Consider the following 20,109-nt stretch of genomic DNA (forward strand, 5'->3'; position numbering starts at 1 on the left):
GTGAGCAAAAAACACGTTTTAGGATTTACAGCGTTAGCTTTAGTGATGACAGGTTTACTAGTTGGATGTCAGTCTACTTCAAGTGAGCCAATGAAAAAAGAATCAGAAGAAAACGATGAAACTCGAACATTTGATAATTACGGCAGAGACGTAGAAATTACAGAAAAACCGCAAAACGTATTAACACTGGGCCCGAATAGTACAGAGCTTTTCGTTGCATTAGGTTTGACAGATTATGTTATCGGTAATAGTCTGGACAATCATAGCCGGGGTCCGCTTCCTGAATATGAGGCCGAATACAAGAAAATTCCGGAACTAACATACGGATCTGCTACCCGAGAAGCCGTTACAACAAGCGGAGCGGATTTTATCTATGGAATTGATTGGGAATTTGGGGGAGAAGGCCTAGATGTGGAGGAGCTCGAAAGCTTTGGCATCAAAACATACATGAACAGTGCGACCACACTAGATGAGATTTATCAGGAAATCCATGATCTCGGTAAAATCTTTGAAATAGAAGATGTTGCAACCGATTTTGTTACTGATCAAAAATCTAGAATTGCTGCAGTTCAGGAAAAGGTTTCAAGTCAGGAACCAGTAAATGTGCTCGTATACGATAGCGGTGGAGACGGCGTGTTCACAGCAGGTGGAACAAACTTCGAAACACTCTTAATTGAACTTGCCGGCGGAAAGAATGTCTTTGACGATATCACAGATAAACAATGGACAACCGTAAGCTATGAAGAAGTTTTAGCAAGACAGCCGGATGTCATTTTAGTCCATGATTATGATGCTCCATCACTAGAACAAAAAATAAAAGACATTAAAAACGACCCTGCCCTCTCACAATTGGACAGTGTGAAAAATGAACGATTTGTCTCCATCACATTAGAAAGCGTCCTGCCAGGAGACCGAATGGCATATGCCGTTGAAACGCTGGCAAAAGGATTTTATCCGGAGAAATTTGAATAAACTTATGTTTACTAGAGATGCTAAAAAGGTGAATTCATTAAGGGATTCACCTTTTTTGTTTTTATCATTTTCTATTTAACATATAAGTTTTGGTTGATTGAAGCGAAAGATGTGAGACTCCTGTGGGAACAGCTTGGCAGGTGAGATCCCACAGGCGCTTGAGTCGAGGAAGCTCACTTCACGCCCCACGGAAAGCGAGCAACCTGTAGCGGAAATGAACCATCACATGACTAATGACAGAGCAAGAAGGTTTTGAATATAAACCTTCATATTTTATATAAAATTAAAGATTTTTCGACAATATTAGCTGTTGACAAAATCCTAACACTTCTTTCCAAAATTAATCTTGTCAACATTGTGTCAGACAAAATCGAGTTTAGTTTAAATTGTTTCTCCACTGAAATCGCTTTATCATTAAGACAAGAACTAACAAAGAGGTGACTTACATGGAAGCGAATCAAAAGCAAGGTGATATTCGCGTTAAAATACAAAGATTTGGTAGTCATTTAAGTGGAATGATCATGCCAAACATCGGTGCTTTTATTGCATGGGGGATTATTACAGCACTATTCATCCCAACAGGCTGGGCACCAAATGAAACACTAGCATCATTGGTTGATCCAATGATCAAATACCTACTTCCACTATTAATCGGGTACACAGGTGGTAAGATGGTATACGATGTCCGCGGTGGTGTCGTTGGTGCAACCGCAACAATGGGGGTTATTGTAGGAGCGGAAATTCCAATGTTCCTCGGAGCCATGATTATGGGTCCACTTGGTGGATACTTAATTAAAAAGCTTGATGGCTTATTAAAAGATAAAGTTCGTTCAGGCTTTGAAATGCTAGTGAACAACTTCTCTGCTGGTATTTTAGGTGCGATCTTAACATTAGCTGCCCTAGTTGGAATTGGCCCTGTTGTTGAAGGGTTAAACAGAGTATTAGCAGGTGCCGTTCAAGCAATTTTTGATGCAGGTTTACTGCCATTAGCAAGTATTTTCATCGAGCCGGCAAAGGTTCTGTTCTTAAACAATGCAATCAATCACGGTATTTTAAGCCCGATTGGTATTGAGCAAGCAGCAAATGCAGGTAAATCTATTTTATTCTTACTTGAGTCAAACCCTGGACCTGGTTTAGGTATTCTTTTAGCTTATATGTTCTTTGGCAAAGGTTCGGCGAGACAAACAGCTCCTGGTGCAGTGATTATTCACTTCCTGGGCGGTATTCATGAGATCTACTTCCCATACATTTTAATGAAACCTATGTTACTTCTTGCAGCAATCGCAGGGGGAATCAGTGGTGTGTTCACATTCTCAATCTTCAATGCAGGTTTAGTAGCAAGTCCATCACCTGGTAGTATCATTGCCTTACTAGCAATGACGCCAAGAGGCGGCTACGTAGGGGTCATTCTAGGTGTCATTGTAGCTGCAGCTGTATCATTCTTAGTTGCATCACTTATTTTAAAAACAAGCAAGCAAAAAGAAGAAGATATAACAGAAGCTACAGCGAAAATGGAAGCAATGAAAGGGAAGAAAAGTTCTGTAAGCAGCAATCTTACAGCACAACCGGAAGCTGAAGTGGAAGCAACAACTTCTGAAGAATTTGATTTCGGTAACGTGAAAAAAGTTATCTTCGCTTGTGACGCAGGTATGGGTTCAAGTGCAATGGGTGCATCCATTTTACGTAACAAAGTGAAAAAAGCAGAAGTTGAAGGAGTAGATGTGACAAATACATCAATTAACAACATTCCTTCTGACGCTGATATCGTTATTACACATAAAGACTTAACAGATCGTGCAGTAGCAAAGCTGCCAACTGCGTACCACGTATCTGTTGATAATTTCTTAAATAGCCCGAAATATGATGAGATTGTGGGTAAATTAAAATAAGATCGTGAAAAAATGGTGCGGCTACCTGGAGGGTAGTGGCACCATTTTTGGGTTAGAGGAAAAAGTAGGGATCGTGCTGTTGAATGCGTGCTGAAATGTGTCGAATTTTGTAAAATGGCAAATAAAACTTGAAAATCGAAAATAAATTTCGAGAATCGCAAATAAAATCTCAAAATCGCAAATATAACCGCAAAATCGAAAATAACCTGCTTCACCCCGGCTATTTTCAAACCCAAAGGACATTCTAATTAAATAATGTCAGCAACACAATTGAAAAAACTGCTCTTTCTATCTTTTGAAACCTGTATATATACAGGCGTATAATTAAACTATGTCAATAACTCATATAAAAGAGAGTTGATTTCCATGATTGTTTCCGCAAGAGAGCGTCTGATCGTGCAATTGCTGATGGAAGACGCAGATCAGGAAGTGACGATTAAGGAACTTGCTGAACAAATCGATGTTAGTGAGCGGACGATTCATCGTGATCTGAAAAATATTGAATCTGTCCTGCATAAATTTAATCTCCAGCTCGTGAAGCGGGCGGGGATCGGAATCAAAATGGTGGGAAGTGAAACAAGTCTCACAGAACTAAGGATTGCGATTCAAAAGCAGGATTATAAGGAATACACGCCAGATGAACGGATGATTGTTGCCCTTTGTACACTGCTTGATCATCACGATCCAATTAAGCTCCAAAGTTTGGCGAATGATCTTGGTGTGACAACAGCTACGATTAGCCATGATTTAGATAAAATGGAGCCGTTTGTTGAAGAATACGGACTTACTCTTATTAGAAGAAGAGGGTATGGGATTGAACTGACAGGGTCGGAAGAAGCGAAGCGTAAGGCAATTAAAAGCTTAATTTCAGACAGGTTTGATGTGCCGGACTTTTTACGAATGGTACGGGAAAATATAGAACGAAAATCAACAAATAAGATTGATTCCATATCTGAGCGTTTACTGGGACTTGTTCAAAAGGAAAAGCTCATCATCATTGAGGATTTAATTAACAAAATTAATTCACGCCTGCCATATCCATTGGCAGACAGCTCATATGTTGGGCTGGTTGTTCACCTTGCACTTGCAATTGAGCGTATACAACGTGGTGAAAACATCACAATAAAAGGTGATTATCTAAAACAACTAAAAGTCTCGAGGGAATTTGCTTTTGCAGAGGAAATAGCCGAAAAACTTGAGGAAACCTTTCAAATCAAGATTCCTGAGGATGAAAAAGGTTATATTACGATGCATTTGCGGGGAGCAAAGCTGCGGTTCGAAGGAAAAGTTGATATTCAAGATGAAAATGTAGAGATTGCTTATCTTGTCCAAAGGTTAATTGAACAAGTAGAACTGCTAAAAAACAAAGAATTGAAGCATGATACATCTTTATTTCATGGCTTGCTTGCTCACCTTCAGCCAGCGGTGTATCGCTTGAAGCAAGGAATGAAAATTACGAATCCGTTATTAAAGGAAATAAAACGCGATCATCATGAGCTTTTCGGAGTTGTTCAACAAGCTGTAAAAGCTGCTCTTCCATTTGATGCAGTTCCTGAGGAAGAAATAGGATATTTAGTATTACACTTTGGAGCCGCCTTAAATAAAAGGAAATCGATCAGGAAATTAAAAGCACTTATTATTTGTTCAAGTGGTATTGGCACCTCAAAAATGCTGGCAACGCAAATTAACAATCAGTTTCCACATATTGCAGAGCTGCGCAATATTTCAGCGTTTGAACTGAAGGAAACAGATGTGACCAAATATGATCTCATTCTTTCGACAATACCAATCGAGGATATTTCAACAGATTACCTGCTCGTAAGTCCAATTTTAACGACTCAAGAGCTGGAAAAAATCAAAGACTATATTGAAGAAAAGGGTCTTGAAATTGAACAAAGTACGTCGTTTGAAGAATCTGATGAACCGGTAGACATTACAATTAGCTTACAACAATATGAACAATTTACAAGCCAGTCACAGCGGTTGATCAGACTTTTGAAGGAACTGGAAGTTTTTCAACTCAATAACACAAATCATGTTGAAAGTATTCTACTACCTGTCAGTATGCAGCTGAAGCAAATAGGACTTGTAGAAAATGAACAAAGAATTGTAGAGGCGCTGTTGGAACGGGAGCATATAGGAGGGCTTGCCATTCCGGAAACAAACTTGGCTCTGTTTCACGCGAGAAATGAAGCTGTAGTGAGACCGAGCTTCCACATGATTGATCTTCAAACACCGATGAAGCTAAGGGCAATGGACAATGAATTAAATGAAGTATCGAGAATACTTTTGCTCATTGCACCTGAAAATGCTGAGGCAGAAGAGCTGGAAATCATGAGCTTTATTAGTGCAAGTATTATTGAGTCGCAAGAAAGCATTCATATGTTTGAAAAAGGTACAAAGAGTGGATTAACTCATTATATTAGCCAAAAATATTTCACAAACTATTTACAACAACTAAGGAGTGTTTAACACATGTCAATTTTAAATGAAGAAAATATTTTATTAAACCAACAATTTGATAACAAAACAGATGCGATTAAAGCAACAGGACAAATTTTAGTCGACAAAGGCTATGTAGAAGCTTCTTATATCGATGCTATGATGCAAAGAGAAGAACTATCTTCTACATATATGGGGAACTTTGTTGCCATTCCACACGGAACTGAAGATGCAAAATCTGCTGTGCTAAATTCGGGCCTATCTGTTATCCAAGTACCGGGTGGTGTTGACTTCGGCGGCGGAAACATCGTGAAATTTTTAATCGGAATTGCCGGAAAAGGTGATGAGCATTTAGAAATCCTTTCAAAAATCGCGATCGTGTTATCTGAAGAAGAAAATGTAGAAAAACTTGTCCAAGCACAATCAAAAGAGGAAATCATCGAACTTCTTAGCGAGGTGAACTAACTTGAAAGCTGTTCATTTCGGTGCCGGTAATATCGGAAGAGGTTTTATCGGCTTATTGTTACATCAATCAGGCTATGCAGTCGAATTTGTTGATGTGAATGAAACGTTAATCAATGAGTTAAACAAAGAAAAAGCGTACCGGGTGATGCTGGCAAACGAAGAGAAGCAAGAGTTCTTTGTTGAAAATGTGTCAGGAATCAATAGTCAGCAACATCCTGATGCTGTTGTTGAAGCGATCTCACAAGCAGATATCGTGACAACAGCAGTCGGACCAAATATCTTAAAATTCGTTGCTCCACTTATTGCTGAAGGGTTGAAAAAACGTCAGCAAAATAACAGAGGCCCAGTGAATATCATTGCTTGTGAAAACATGGTCGGTGGAAGCAGTGAGCTTAAAAAGCATGTTGTTGAAAAACTTGGTGCAGAAGAAGTCGCTTGGGTTGAAGAGAATGTCGGCTTCCCGAACTCAGCAGTAGACCGCATTGTACCAAATCAAAACAATGAACGCTTACTCGATGTATTGGTTGAACCTTTCCATGAGTGGGTCATCGATTCAACTGGAATGAGGGGCGAGCAACCTAAAATTGAAGAAGCTCTATTTGTGGAAAATCTCCAAGCTTATATCGAACGTAAGCTATTTACTGTAAACACAGGTCATGCTGCAACAGCCTATCTAGGCAACGTAGCTGGTTATAAAACAATTGCAGAAGCTATCGCTCAAGATGAAGTGAAGCAAGATGTACTAGGTACTCTTGGAGAGACAGGAAAAGTCCTAACAACCAAATACGGTTTTGACGCAGATCAGCATCAAGCGTATATCGAAAAAATCATCGGACGCTTTGCAAATCCGTATATCGTAGACGATGTGCAACGGGTAGGAAGAGCACCGCTGCGTAAGCTTGGCGCAAAAGATCGCTTAGTGGCACCAGCCCTTGTGTATATTGAGGAGTTCGGTGACGTGCCGGCACATCTTGTGAAGGTCATTGTAGCTGCCCTGCAGTTTGTTTCTGAGGAAGATCAGGAATCACTTACTCTTAAGCAGATGGTCGAAGAAAAAGGTGCTGCTGCAGCATTTAGTGAGATTTCAGGTTTAGCGATGGATCACCCGTTAGTTGTAAGTGTAGCGGAGAAGTTCTAAATAGAAGAAGCCAGCACCGATTCGGTGCTGGCTTTTTGAAATTGCCGAATGATAGGTTATTCTTTTCAACTTGCAAAATTCCAGTCCAAAGCTGCAAGATTATCGGAAAACTTGCAAGATTCCTTGGGAATTTGCAAAATTATCGACAAACTTGCAAAATTAATAGAAAATCTGCAAGATTCCACCTCATTGGCCCGAAGTTCCAACCCTCCAACCCCTTTTTAAAAGCAAAAATGCCCACTACCAATCGGCAGTGAGCAACTATCAGCCGCAAACTACTGCAAATCAGCAGCACCTTGAGCAATTAAGTCAAATAATTCTTCAATATCCTCTTCTTCTACACAGGAGAACGCAATACGTAGATCTGTTGGGTTGATGGAAATGGTTCCAACTCCATATTGATCTAACAGATGCAAACGTAATTTCTCTGCATTGATGCTGTGCAGCTTCAAGCACATAAAGTAGCCTGAGTTGAACGGATAGTATGTCCAGTATTTTTGATATTCTTCTTTTGCAAGCACTTCTTTTGTTTTGTCTGCACGGCTTTTCATTAAAGCGAATTTCTGTTCTTTTTCAACAGTAAATTCGTCTGATTTTAATGACTGTAAAATCAGTGATTGTGAAGGGTGGGAGCTGCTTGAGATTGTACCCCTGATCAAGCCTTTTGTTTTTTGCTCTAATGCATTCAGCACGTTTGCTGATTTGCTCGCATATGTGATAAAACCAACACGGAAGCCCCATACATAGTTTTCTTTTGTAGCTCCGTCAATTTTTACAGCTAAAATACGCTCGTGAGCATCTGCTAGGTAACTGAAAATGGATTCAGTCATTGAATCTTCGTAAAATAATCCGAAGTAAGCATCATCGATCAGCACAACGATGTTTAAGCCTTCTTCTGCAGCTTCTGTTAAGACAGCGGCAATTTCCTTTGCTTCAGACTCAAGTGGTGTGTAACCAGTTGGATTGTTCGGGAAGTTTAGAAGAACAATCACTTTATCAGCCGATTTTTGTGCATCAATTGTTGCTTTTAAGCCTGCTGTGTTAAAACCGTTTTCTTCATTAAATAATGGGAAAGTGGCTACATTTGCACCACGGCGTGTTTTAAATGTGATGTTGTAATTTCCCCAATATTTATCAGGTACAATAACCGGTGTACCTTCATCAGCGAATAAATCGGCTGCAATGCTTAAACCGTGAGTAAGGGCATTTGTAACAATTGGTGAACCTACGACATCTTTATTTAAACTTGGGTTATCGTTAAAGATTTTTTCCTGCCATACTTTACGTAATTCTTCTTTTCCTTGAGGTGGTGCATATGGGTAAAGATCCTTTGGTGCTACTTTATCGCCAAAAAGGTCCTGCAAGTGTTGAAAGTGCATAGGCTGATTGTTTTCAGTTGCAATTCCGATTGTTGCATTAAAACGATGAGCTTTTTTCCCTGCTTCTGCCGATTGACTTAAGATGCCTTTTGGATAGAACATTTCCTTCCCAAGCTGAGACAACATGTTATAAACGTGTTCGTTATCTTCTTTCATTGCTTGATTTAAAGCTTGTGCTAATTCATTCATGATCCTTTTTTTCACCTCTATAGGAAATAAAAATTTTTGAAAATTCATTAAGAGATATTTTATCACAGTGAAGAGTGTTCTCACAGTAGTTAGATGAAAAAAACTGACAAATAATTTATCTTTCAAGATATACTATGATTAATAGTAGAAAAAGATATGTGAGGAATTCATATGGAAATTGGTTCAATTTTACTCGGGTTTATTTTCTTTTTAAATACGTTCTTTGCGATTGTCATGATTTTTAGAGAACGAAGAGATGCCTCATCGTCTTGGGCATGGCTGTTGGTCTTGTTTTTTATCCCGTTATTGGGGTTTTTACTGTATCTGCTTTTTGGTCAAAATTTAAGCAGGTATCGGATGTTTCAATGGGACGATCGGAAAAAGCTGGGAATCGATAAGCTGCTAGCTACTCAATTAGAAGAGATCAGAAATAATTCATTTGTTTTTAAAAGTGAGATCGCCAAAAAATATAAGCAAATGATCAACATGCATGTGCTCAATAATGATGCCTTGTTAACGGACGATAATGATGTAGAGATATTTACAGATGGAAATGAGAAATTTGAGACATTATTGAAGGATATCGAACAGGCAAAACATCATATTCACCTGCAGTATTATATTTTAAAAAAGGATGAACTTGGTAAGCGGTTAGTTACTGCGTTAACGAAGAAAGCTGAGCAAGGTGTGAAGGTCAGGGTTTTATATGATGATCTTGGATCAAGAAGCTTAAGGCCCAGGTTTTTTAAAGATCTACGGAAAGCAGAAGGAGAAGTTGAGGTGTTTTTTCCATCAAAACTTAGATGGATCAATTTGCGGCTCAATTATCGAAACCATCGAAAACTAGTCATTATTGATGGAAGCATCGGGTATGTTGGAGGCTTTAATGTTGGTGATGAATATTTGGGGCTTGATCCGTCTTTTGGCTATTGGCGTGATACACACCTGAAAATTCAGGGAACAGCTGTCCATGCGATTCAAGCCCGGTTCATACTTGATTGGAATCAAGCAACAGAAAAACGGGTGATTTCCTACAGTCCTGAATTATTTCCGGAGCAGCCGAAAACAGGTGATAGCAGCATCCAAATCGTGACAAGCGGACCTGATTCAGAATGGGAGCAAATTAAAAATGGTTATATGAAGATGATATCATCAGCAAGTGAGTCGATTTACATCCAAACACCTTACTTTATCCCTGATGCCAGTATTTTAGATGCCTTGAAGATTGCATGTCTATCAGGTGTTGAAGTGAAATTGATGATCCCGGATAAACCTGATCATCCCTTTGTGTATTGGGCAACACTTTCCTACGCTGGTGAGTTATTAAAATCCGGAGCAAACATCTACATTTATGAAAATGGATTTATCCATGCAAAAACAATTGTCGTTGATCATGAAATTGCATCAGTCGGAACGGCAAACATTGATATGAGAAGCTTTAGATTGAATTTTGAAGTCAATGCCTTTTTATATGATGTTGAGATAGCGACAAAGCTGTATGAGTCATTTATCGAGGATATGGAGAAATCAAGACAATTAACCATTGAGGCTTATGTTCAGCGTTCTAGAACAATCCGGATAAAAGAATCTGTCTCGCGGCTTCTTTCGCCGATTTTATAAGAAAAGCTTAAGCGCCTTGATCAGACCCGACAAGCATAAGACGCAAATGAATAGAAGACGTTCTTTGTCTTCCATTCATTTGTGGCTAGACCCTAGAGGCAGTCTAAGAATGCGACGTCCTGTCGCAAAGACTGCACTTGCACGTCCTGTGCTTAGGGGCTAGGCGCTGAAGCTAGGCACTAAAACTTAAGTACCAAGATTTATCCAATTTATAACATGAAACAAGGACCTGAAAAACAGGTCCTTGTTTGTTTAGCCTTCAGTTTCCTTCTTGCTTTTGCCCCAAATAAAATTTAACTTTCGTTTTGAGTCTATCCCCTGATAAAGGAGAATAGCTGAATAGATGGTCGTTAAAATGAGGCCAAAGATCGCAATCCAAAACAGCGTATTGATCTTCTTTCCTAGTCCAAACATTCTCATCCTCCTTTTCCTATCGATTATGAACTAATATTCCCAAAAGGTAATGGAATATGAGGAATATACATACGAACATCTGGATGGAGAAGTTAAGATTGATTCAACATTCACATATCTATTTAGCGGAGTTTAGTTAATCCGATCTTAGCCGCTCTGATGCTTGGTTGTTAGAGGCATCTGTTAAGTGGTTAAAACCAACAAATTTTTTGCCTTCTTCATCCCATAGACGGAACTTTAACGACTTAAGGCTTGTTGCCAGTGTAATGGTTGGAACGTTTTGCAATGGTTCAGTGCTGTTATGTACTTCTTCAAGCTTGTAGTTTGGAACTCTTGGGCTTAAATGATGAACATGATGGAAACCGATATTGCCTGTTAGCCATTGCATAACTTTTGGAAGCTTATAAAAAGAGCTTCCCTCAACGGCTGCTTTTACATATTCCCAGTGCTCATCTTCTTCAAAATAAGAATCCTCAAACGTATGCTGAATATAAAACATCCAAATTCCGAGGGATCCCGATATCATAAAAATTGGTACCTGAACCAGCAGGAAATTTTGCCAGCCGATTGCCCAACATAAAAGTGCTGCCAAAGCGACGATACCCAGATTTGTTACATACGTATTCATCCGTTCTTTGCGTTTTGCTCCTTTACGATTAAAACGGTTGGTAATTCCGAAGACGTAAATCGGCCCAATAACAAACATAACAAACGGATTTCTGTACAAACGGTACATTATTTTTGTCTTAGTTGAGGCTTCCTTATATTCCTCAACGGTTAGTACCCAAATATCGCCCGTCCCGCGTTTGTCCAGATTGCTGCTTGTCGCATGATGGACAGAATGGTCGTGTGCCCAATGGTCAAAAGGATGAAGAGTCAAAATTCCTGTTATTGTTCCAAGGATTCGATTCGCCTTTCTGCTCTTAAAAAAAGAATAGTGGCAGCAATCATGAAAGATGATGAAGGTCCTCACTAGAAAACCAGCCGCAACGACAGAAATCGCTAATGTAAGGAAATAAGAAATTGACAGGCTCTTATATGCCAAACACCATAAGAGGAAAAATGGTACCAATGTGTTAATGATTTGCCAATTGCTTTTTTGTAAATCAGATTTTTCATAAGGGCTAACCAATTTTCTCAAAGCCCTTGGGTTCTGTTCATTCATTTTTTTAAGGTTTCCCCTTTCCTGATATTGTTTATCTACGTAAAGAAAACGATTAGTGCCTTTGAAGGTTTGTGGAAATACAGTTCTATTAAATCTTTATCAGCAGAGCCAGCCGGGATACATAGGGTGTATCAAAATTATACCCGGCTATTTATCAGACCAAACTCTCCCATTAACTGAAAAGTAGTTAATAATCTTCCGATCAGCTAGCTTTTAACATGGGATTTACGCTACAATACGTAGTAATTTACATAGAGAAGGTATGTTTGATTGATGACAGACGTACTCATAATATAGGACAAGTTTTTACCGATGGAGGATTCGTACTATGATGTTTTCAAAAGGGAAAAAAGATAAATTTTCAGAGTTATTATTAAGCATAACAAGCAATCTGCAGGAAACTACATACTTCTGTGTTGAAAAACCGGTTTCAAATCATCATGAATTACAACTATTTTTAGAACATGTTAAGGAGTATGAATCAACCGGTGACGAATTGATTCAAAAGATAACAAAAGAATTGAATCAAACATTTATTACACCGATTGACAGGGAAGATATTTTACAGCTTGCTCTGCATATTGATGATGTATTAGATGGAATTGAGCATATTGCGGGACTGCTTGAAATGTATTCAGTTACTAGCCTGACAGATCAGATGAAAAAGTTTTTTCGCATCAATCATCAATGTGCAACCGAAATCTCAGAAGCAATCACTTTATTATCATTGAAAAAACTACAGTCAATTCCGGTCCATTCATCAGCATTAAAAGAACATGAATCAAACAGTGATAACCTGCTGCGGACCGCATTGAAAAATTTATTTGCAACAGAAAAGGACCCGATTAAAATCATTCAATATAAAGATATATATGAGTCACTTGAAGGCATTGTGGATAGCTGTCGTAAAGTTGCCAACACATTAGATAGCATCGTCATGAAGAATGCGTAAGGGGACATAGAGATATGGATGTAACATTAATGATTACGGTGTTGATTGTGATTGGTGCGTTGGCTTTTGATTTTATTAATGGCTTTCACGATACAGCAAATGCCATTGCCACAAGTGTTTCAACAAAAGCTTTAAAGCCGAGGCATGCGATCATATTAGCCTCGTTCATGAACTTGATCGGAGCACTTACGTTTACAGGTGTTGCTAAAACCATTACAAGCGGTATTGTGGATCCGTTTACGTTACATAATGGGTCTGTTGTCATTTTATCAGCTCTTATTTCAGCGATTGCCTGGAACCTTATCACATGGTACTACGGAATTCCAAGCAGTTCCTCACATGCCATCATCGGTTCTATTGTTGGGGCAGCGATTGCCGCTTCAGGGTTTGGCAGTATTAATTATGCGGGTTTTTCTAAGATTGCACAGTCTCTCTTTTTATCACCAATATTAGCATTTATCATCGGTTTCATCGTATTCAGTATCTTTAAGGTCTTATTTAGAAATCATTCTTTAACGAAATCCAATAATCGATTTCGCAGAATTCAAATTATTACAGCGGCATTTCAGGCATATACACACGGAACAAATGATGCCCAGAAAGCGATGGGCATTATTACACTTGCCCTAATTGCCAATAACTATCATAAAACAATGGATATCCCGTTTTGGGTTCAGCTGTCCTGTGCGCTTGCAATGGCACTCGGGACTTCAGTAGGTGGCTGGAAAATTATTCAAACAGTTGGAAATAAAATTATGAAGATAAGACCTGTAAGCGGAGTAGCTGCAGACGTTTCTTCAGCCTCCATTATTTTAAGTGCAACTTTTCTTCATCTCCCAGTCAGCACAACACATGTGATATCTTCATCGATTCTCGGAGTAGGAGCTTCTAACCGAATAAAAGGAGTTAATTGGGGAACAGCTCAAGCTATGGTTTTTACATGGATTGTCACCTTGCCCGCATCAGCAGTTTTTGCAGGAATAGTATATTATTTTCTTACCTTCATTCTTTAAAAAAAGTAAGGCAGAATTCGACAGAGTTCTGTCTTTTTGGTTAATTTCTTCCAAGTTATACGTTAAACTAGAAGTAGTAGTTTTCTAAAAAGGAGTAACCCTAATGAAAAAGGTCATCACATTCACCCTACTCGTTCTTCTAGTTTGTGGTCTGGGCTTATATTTTGGCAAACTAGCATCAGCTCCTGAAAATCAAATTGTGAAAGTGGAAGAAAAACAGGATCCGCAGATTGTGGAGAAAGAGAAGGAAAAAGAAGAAATTATTACGACAACGGCATCGATCTCGGCTATAGGTGATATTTTAATCCACGACCGTGTGTATGAGCCTGCACAAATTGGTGATGAAAAATATGATTTCACCCCTCATCTGAAAAATGTTCAGTCCTTATTAAGCAATGCGGATATAACAATTGCCAACCAGGAATCAATGATTGGCGGCACTGAAATTGGACTTTCCACTTATCCATCATTTAATAGTCCGTATGAAGTGGGAGATATATTAAAAGAAAGCGGTATTGACTTAGTCACAATAGCAAACAACCATACTTTGGATCGTGGTGAAAAGGCCATACAAAGTGCCATCTCCCATTGGAATAAACTAGGGATTCCTTATACCGGAGCTTTTTTATCGGAAGAAGATAAAAAGAACATTCGCACAATCGAAAAGAATGGAATCGTTTTTTCATTCCTTGCTTATACATATGGGACGAATGGTATTGAAACCCCGACAGATAAGCCTTACTTAGTGAATCGAATAGATGAGAAAAACATCAAACAAGAGATTGAACAAGCGAATACCATCTCTGATGTTGTTGTGGTAAGTCTTCATTTTGGAAAAGAATATGAAAGAATGCCAAATGAAGAGCAAAAACAGTTAGCTATTAAAACGGCAAATGCAGGAGCAGACATTATCATCGGACACCATCCACATGTTCTTCAACCAATGGAATGGATCGAAAGAGAAGATGGAAAACGCTCATTTGTTGCCTATTCACTCGGTAATTTCTTTACAGGTCAAACCGAAGATTACAAAGATATCGGAGGAGTTTTAAAACTAAACGTCGAAAAGAAACTCGAAACCGGTGATATCGTCCTAAAAGAACCATCCTTCGTCCCAACCTTCGTAAATGAAATATACCATGTTCAACCGCTCGAGCAACTATCAGGTAAAGAAAAGCTTTACGAAGAAATCAAAAAGCATATGAATCAGTGGGTTCCAGAACTTACATTTTCATTTACATGATGAGTAAAAACCATCATGTTTTCCCATCTCAAACATATACATGTGTACAAGAATGATTGGGGGAACGCAGATGGACATTTTATTTCTAATTGTTAGTCTATTACTTCTATGCTTTATAACCGGAATGAAAATGCTCATTCAAATCTGGGGAAAAAAATACCGATACACCACCGCATGGAATCTAGTTGAAACGGAGAAAAATAAAGAAAGAAAAAAATACAAAAGACGATATCAGCGCTAAACAGGGGTACGATGTCCCTGTTTTTATTATGTTAAATTATGTTGCTTTTAAAACTTACTCTAAAATGTTAGTGGAATGGAGCGGAAGACACTCGACTCCTGCGGGAAGTGAGGAAGGGCTGAGACCCCACAGGCGAAGCCGAGGAGGCTTAGCTTCCTCCCCGCGGAAAGCGAGTGTCTGGAGCGCAATGGAACGGCCTCATATTAAAAACAGCCTTATTAAAATTGTTCTTTGAAGCGCTTTGTAGTATATTTGAAGCACGAATTTAATTAAAAGAGGTTATTGCGAATGAGCTTACAACAGGAAATAAATAAACGACGTACGTTTGCGATCATTTCCCACCCGGATGCAGGGAAAACGACGTTAACAGAAAAACTCCTTTTCTTTGGTCAAATTATCCGTTCAACAGGAACAGTTAAAGGAAAGAAATCAGGAAAATTTGCCGCATCTGACTGGATGGAAATTGAAAAAAACGTGGAATCTCGGTAACATCAAGTGTCATGAGCTTCCCGTATCATGAATTCCACGTCAATATTTTGGATACACCGGGACACGAAGACTTTAGTGAAGACACATACCGTACATTAACCGCGGTAGATAGTGTTGTCATGATCATTGATTCAACAAAAGGTGTTGAGCCTCAAACCATTAAACTTTTCAAAGTTTGCCGGATGAGAGGAATTCCGATCTTTACATTTATCAACAAGCTTGACCGTGAAGGAAGAGATCCTTTGGAATTGCTTTCTGAAATTGAGGAAGTACTTGGGATTGAATCCTATCCAATGAACTGGCCGGTTGGAAGCGGGAAACGTTTCTTAGGTATTCATGACCGCTTTAATAAACAATTTGTTCGCTTCAAAGGTGATGAAGAGGAAGAAGTGATCCCTCTAAGCGAGTTATCTGGAACAGATATTGAGGAAAATGTCATCTATCAAGATACATTAGGTGAGCTGGAACTGCTTGAAGAAGCAGGGAATGAATTTTCACCTGAGCGAGTGGAAAAAGGAGAGCTAACACCTGTCTTCTTTGGTAGTGCCCTTGCTAATTTTGGTGTGCAAACATTCTTTGATACGTTTTTACAATTTGCTGCCCAACCACAGCCGCGTAAAACAGATCAAGGCTTAATTGAGCCGGAAAAAGATCAATTTTCAGGTTATATCTTTAAAATCCAAGCCAATATGAACCCGGCACACCGTGACCGTATTGCCTTTTTCCGTGTATGTTCCGGAAAATTTGAACGAGGCATGAGTGTGAACTTAAGTCGTACAAATAAAACGATTAAGCTAAATCAAACGCAGGCCTTTATGGCAAAAGACCGTGACACAGTAGATGAAGCGTATCCTGGTGATATTATTGGAATTTATGACCCGAATATTTATCAAATTGGTGATACATTAATCGGGGGGAAAGACTCTTATCAATATGAAGAGCTGCCACAATTCCCACCTGAGCTATTCAAGCGGGTTCAGTGCGAAAAACGTCATGAAGTCGAAGCAATTCCGAAAAGGTATTGAACAGCTTGTTCAAGAAGGCGCGATTCAACTATACCGCCAAGAGTTAAATGACTCGATCATCCTTGGTGCAGTCGGTCAACTTCAGTTTGAGGTGTTTGAATACCGAATGAAGGCTGAATATAATGTCGAGATTGAATTCACTGCCCTTGGAGAACGAATTCCAAGATGGATCAAGAGCGAGAAGTTTGATAAACGTTTCTTTGATTCAAGAAGCATGCTTGTTCGTGACCGTTTTGGTGCCTATGCGGTACTGTTTGAAAATGAATTTACATTGCGATACTTTTTAGAAAATCAAAAAGACATCGAGTTAGTTGATCTTTTAGAAGAAAACGACTACCAAGGTGTTACTTCACAGAAATAAACGAAGAGGGCTAATGATAAAATTAGCCCTCTTTTGCTCGATTTTCATGATAGAATTGGCTATATATGATTAGAATCGAGGGGAAGCATGTGAATATTTTAAAAGCAACATTATCTGACTTAGACGATGTAGTTGTATTGTTTAACAATTACCGAATTTTTTATGGACAATCATCTGACCTTGAAGGAGCAATATCCTTTATAAAGGAAAGAATGGAGCTAAATGAATCAACCATATTCCTGGCAAAAAGCAATGACGGACTTCCTGCCGGATTTGTTCAGCTTTATCCGATTTTCACTTCCGTCGGAATGAAACGAAAATGGCTGCTGAATGATTTGTTTGTTGCTGAAGAATATCGCCGTCACGGTGTTGGAAAAGCACTAATGAATCAAGCGAAAGAATTTGCGATGCAAACGGATGCAGCAGGAATTTTATTAGAAACATCGAAAGATAATGTAAAAGCACAAGCCCTCTACGAGTCGGTAGGCTATAAAAAAGAGGATACTGTGTATTTTTACAATTTATCACTATAATGAAAGAACAGGTATTATAAATGATGATAAAGGTGATTTTAGCACTTATTATGCCTTTTCTTCTTGTCCTTCTTTTTACACGGGTAAGTTATAACCATTATGTTGGAACGGCATTAACAGCGGCCCTGCTTCTTGCTTCCTATATGAAAGGATATACCCATGGACCAAGTATCTTTTTTATCGACATTGTGTCACTTGCTGTCGGGTTTTTCTACGCAAGAAAAATGAAGGCAGAGCTGCTAAAGAAGAAATAGGTTTGAGGTTTCACTAAAAGAGAAATACTTAAGTAGGAAAGGGCTGTACTAGCTCTTTTTTTATATAAAAAATTGGCTATTTCAAGGTTGCAAAAAAATATGTAAAAGTTGCAAAAAAAATCCTGGAACTTGCAAAAATAAATGCAAACCTGCAAAAAAAACCTAGATCGTTGCAAAAATACATGAAAAGTTGCAAAATTCCCCTACATCAGGAAAGCGATCAGCATACGAATACATAACAAAAAATAAAATACGAACTATAGTTCGTATTTTTGGTGTTTTTCCACTATTATATGGTAAACTATTCATAGAGATAATAACGGAATGGAGGCTTATGAGTGAGCGATCAATTTGAATTAGTCTCAAAATATAAACCTGAGGGTGATCAACCTAAGGCCATTCAGTCATTAGTTGAAGGAATAAAGAAAGGCAAGCGATTCCAAACATTGCTGGGGGCAACTGGTACAGGTAAAACCTTTACAGTTTCAAACCTGATACAAGAAGTAAATAAACCAACCTTAATTATTGCTCATAACAAAACATTAGCTGGACAGCTTTATAGTGAATTTAAAGAATTTTTCCCGAATAATGCTGTTGAGTATTTTGTCAGCTACTATGATTATTATCAACCGGAAGCCTATGTGCCGCAAACAGATACATTTATCGAAAAAGACGCCAGTATTAATGATGAAATAGATAAGCTTCGTCACTCGGCTACATCATCGCTTTTTGAACGGAAAGATGTCATCATTATTGCCAGTGTGTCCTGTATTTATGGCCTCGGTTCACCTGAGGAATATAAAGAGTTAGTTGTTTCATTACGAACAGGGATGGAAATTGAACGAAATCAATTGCTAAGAAAACTGGTTGATGTGCAATATGAACGAAATGATATAGATTTCCGAAGAGGAACATTCAGAGTTCGTGGAGATGTGGTAGAAATTTTCCCTGCTTCCCGTGATGAGCATTGTATCCGTGTGGAATTTTTCGGCGATGAAATTGACCGGATTCGTGAAGTGGATGCATTAACAGGTGAAATCATGGGAGACCGTGAGCATGTAGCCATCTATCCGGCTTCCCACTTCGTTACAAGAGAAGAGAAAATGGAAAAAGCCATCAAGAACATTGAAGTAGAACTTGAGGAGCGATTGGAAGAATTGCGCGAAAATGGCAAGCTTCTTGAAGCACAGCGTCTTGAGCAACGAACAAGATATGATCTTGAAATGATGAGAGAAATGGGCTTTTGCTCCGGAATCGAAAACTATTCCAGACATTTAACTTTACGCCCGGCAGGCTCCACACCATATACGCTGCTGGACTTCTTCCCAGAGGACTCACTTATTGTTATTGATGAGTCACATGTTACTGTGCCGCAAATTAGGGGTATGTTTAATGGAGACCAAGCGCGTAAACAGGTCCTTGTTGATCACGGTTTCCGTTTGCCATCTGCAAAGGACAACAGACCGCTGCGTTTTGAGGAATTTGAAAAACATATCGAGAACATCGTATTTGTATCGGCCACACCTGGTCCATATGAAATAGAACATTCACCTGAAATGATTCAACAAATTATCCGTCCAACAGGGTTACTTGACCCGACAATTGATATTCGTCCAATTGAAGGTCAGATCGATGATTTAATTGGAGAAATTCAAACAAGAGTTGAGAAAAATCAGCGTGTACTTATTACAACATTAACGAAGAAAATGTCAGAGGATTTAACAAATTATCTGAAGGAAATTGGCATTAAGGTCAATTATCTTCATTCAGAAATTAAAACGTTAGAGCGGATTGAAATCATTCGCGAGCTTCGTCTTGGAAAATATGATGTGTTAGTCGGCATCAACCTTTTAAGGGAAGGTTTGGACATCCCGGAGGTCTCACTTGTTGCGATTTTAGATGCGGACAAAGAAGGATTCCTGCGTTCGGAACGCTCACTTATCCAAACAATTGGTCGTGCAGCCCGTAATTCAGAAGGCCATGTGATTATGTATGCAGATAAAATGACAAACTCAATGGAGATCGCGATCAATGAAACAAAACGTCGCCGTGAGATTCAAGAGGAATATAACAAACAGCATGGTATTACTCCGCAAACGATCCAAAAAGAAATTCGTGACGTGATCCGTGCAACAATGGCAGCGGAAGACCAGGAAGAGTATGAAACAACGGTTGCAAGTAAATTGACGAAGTTAACGAAGAAAGAACGAGATAAAGTCATAGCTGAAATGGAAATTGAAATGAAGGAGGCGGCAAAATCGTTGAACTTTGAGCGTGCTGCCGAGCTTCGTGACTTAATTTTAGAACTGAAAGCGGAAGGATGAA

General features: G+C 38.9%; 16 protein-coding genes and 1 pseudogene. 14 read left to right on the forward strand and 3 right to left on the reverse strand.

Annotation, left to right across the window (positions count from 1 at the left end; all coding sequences use genetic code 11):
- The 5 genes from AC0L8O_RS25250 to AC0L8O_RS25270 all read left to right on the forward strand — a co-directional run bounded on the left by AC0L8O_RS25250 (window position 1) and on the right by AC0L8O_RS25270 (window position 6,906).
- Window positions 1–972 carry an ABC transporter substrate-binding protein gene (locus AC0L8O_RS25250; RefSeq protein WP_473446026.1) on the forward strand — a complete coding sequence of 324 codons (972 nt, stop codon included), beginning with the start codon at window positions 1–3 and terminating at the stop codon, window positions 970–972.
- Between the two features lie 446 nt (window positions 973–1,418).
- Window positions 1,419–2,861, forward strand: coding sequence for a PTS mannitol transporter subunit IIBC (locus AC0L8O_RS25255; protein ID WP_473446027.1), 1,443 nt, complete (start codon window positions 1,419–1,421; stop codon window positions 2,859–2,861).
- Window positions 2,862–3,227: 366 nt separating this feature from the next.
- A complete protein-coding gene (locus AC0L8O_RS25260; RefSeq protein WP_473446028.1) occupies window positions 3,228–5,333 on the forward strand; it encodes a BglG family transcription antiterminator in 2,106 nt (701 codons plus the stop codon).
- 3 nt (window positions 5,334–5,336) lie between these two features.
- Window positions 5,337–5,768 carry a PTS mannitol transporter subunit IIA gene (locus AC0L8O_RS25265; protein WP_026559684.1) on the forward strand — a complete coding sequence of 144 codons (432 nt, stop codon included), beginning with the start codon at window positions 5,337–5,339 and terminating at the stop codon, window positions 5,766–5,768.
- Window position 5,769: 1 nt separating this feature from the next.
- Entirely contained in the window at window positions 5,770–6,906 is a 1,137-nt protein-coding gene (locus AC0L8O_RS25270) for a mannitol-1-phosphate 5-dehydrogenase (RefSeq protein ID WP_473446029.1), read from the forward strand.
- Between the two features lie 275 nt (window positions 6,907–7,181).
- On the opposite strand, the gene AC0L8O_RS25275 is transcribed toward AC0L8O_RS25270, so the two are convergent.
- Window positions 7,182–8,474: an aminotransferase class I/II-fold pyridoxal phosphate-dependent enzyme gene (locus AC0L8O_RS25275; protein ID WP_473446030.1), complete on the reverse strand. Its 1,293-nt coding sequence runs from the start codon at window positions 8,472–8,474 to the stop codon at window positions 7,182–7,184.
- Between the two features lie 171 nt (window positions 8,475–8,645).
- On the opposite strand from AC0L8O_RS25275, the gene cls reads away from it, so the two are divergent.
- Entirely contained in the window at window positions 8,646–10,094 is a 1,449-nt protein-coding gene (cls, locus tag AC0L8O_RS25280; protein ID WP_473446031.1) for a cardiolipin synthase, read from the forward strand.
- A 252-nt stretch (window positions 10,095–10,346) separates the two neighbouring features.
- Here the strand turns inward: cls and AC0L8O_RS25285 are convergent, their stop codons facing one another.
- Both AC0L8O_RS25285 and desA read right to left on the reverse strand, forming a co-directional pair.
- Window positions 10,347–10,508, reverse strand: a complete 162-nt coding sequence (locus AC0L8O_RS25285) for a hypothetical protein (protein WP_156931887.1) — start codon at window positions 10,506–10,508, stop codon at window positions 10,347–10,349.
- A gap of 136 nt (window positions 10,509–10,644) precedes the next feature.
- A complete protein-coding gene (gene desA, locus AC0L8O_RS25290; protein WP_026559680.1) occupies window positions 10,645–11,673 on the reverse strand; it encodes a Delta(5) desaturase DesA in 1,029 nt (342 codons plus the stop codon).
- A 331-nt stretch (window positions 11,674–12,004) separates the two neighbouring features.
- On the opposite strand from desA, the gene AC0L8O_RS25295 reads away from it, so the two are divergent.
- From AC0L8O_RS25295 to uvrB, 8 genes and pseudogenes are all read left to right on the forward strand, one after another.
- The gene (locus tag AC0L8O_RS25295; protein ID WP_473449149.1) at window positions 12,005–12,625 is read left to right on the forward strand and encodes a DUF47 domain-containing protein; all 621 of its coding nucleotides are present in this window, start codon (window positions 12,005–12,007) and stop codon (window positions 12,623–12,625) included.
- A gap of 14 nt (window positions 12,626–12,639) precedes the next feature.
- Complete coding sequence (locus AC0L8O_RS25300) at window positions 12,640–13,638, forward strand: anion permease (RefSeq protein WP_473446032.1); 999 nt, start codon at window positions 12,640–12,642, stop codon at window positions 13,636–13,638.
- Window positions 13,639–13,741: 103 nt separating this feature from the next.
- Window positions 13,742–14,881 (forward strand): CapA family protein, encoded by a 1,140-nt coding sequence (locus AC0L8O_RS25305; RefSeq protein ID WP_473446033.1) that lies wholly within the window; start codon window positions 13,742–13,744, stop codon window positions 14,879–14,881.
- 70 nt (window positions 14,882–14,951) lie between these two features.
- Window positions 14,952–15,122: a hypothetical protein gene (locus AC0L8O_RS25310; RefSeq protein ID WP_473446034.1), complete on the forward strand. Its 171-nt coding sequence runs from the start codon at window positions 14,952–14,954 to the stop codon at window positions 15,120–15,122.
- Window positions 15,123–15,410: 288 nt separating this feature from the next.
- Window positions 15,411–16,997: pseudogene (locus tag AC0L8O_RS25315) on the forward strand (peptide chain release factor 3).
- A gap of 89 nt (window positions 16,998–17,086) precedes the next feature.
- On the forward strand, window positions 17,087–17,530 hold the full coding sequence (locus AC0L8O_RS25320) for a GNAT family N-acetyltransferase (RefSeq protein WP_473446035.1): 444 nt from the start codon (window positions 17,087–17,089) through the stop codon (window positions 17,528–17,530).
- A gap of 20 nt (window positions 17,531–17,550) precedes the next feature.
- On the forward strand, window positions 17,551–17,784 hold the full coding sequence (locus tag AC0L8O_RS25325; protein ID WP_473446036.1) for a DUF2198 family protein: 234 nt from the start codon (window positions 17,551–17,553) through the stop codon (window positions 17,782–17,784).
- A gap of 338 nt (window positions 17,785–18,122) precedes the next feature.
- Window positions 18,123–20,108 carry an excinuclease ABC subunit UvrB gene (gene uvrB, locus AC0L8O_RS25330; protein ID WP_473446037.1) on the forward strand — a complete coding sequence of 662 codons (1,986 nt, stop codon included), beginning with the start codon at window positions 18,123–18,125 and terminating at the stop codon, window positions 20,106–20,108.
- Window position 20,109: the final 1 nt, after the last annotated feature.

This window comes from Metabacillus sp. KJ11-3, from assembly GCF_055808295.1.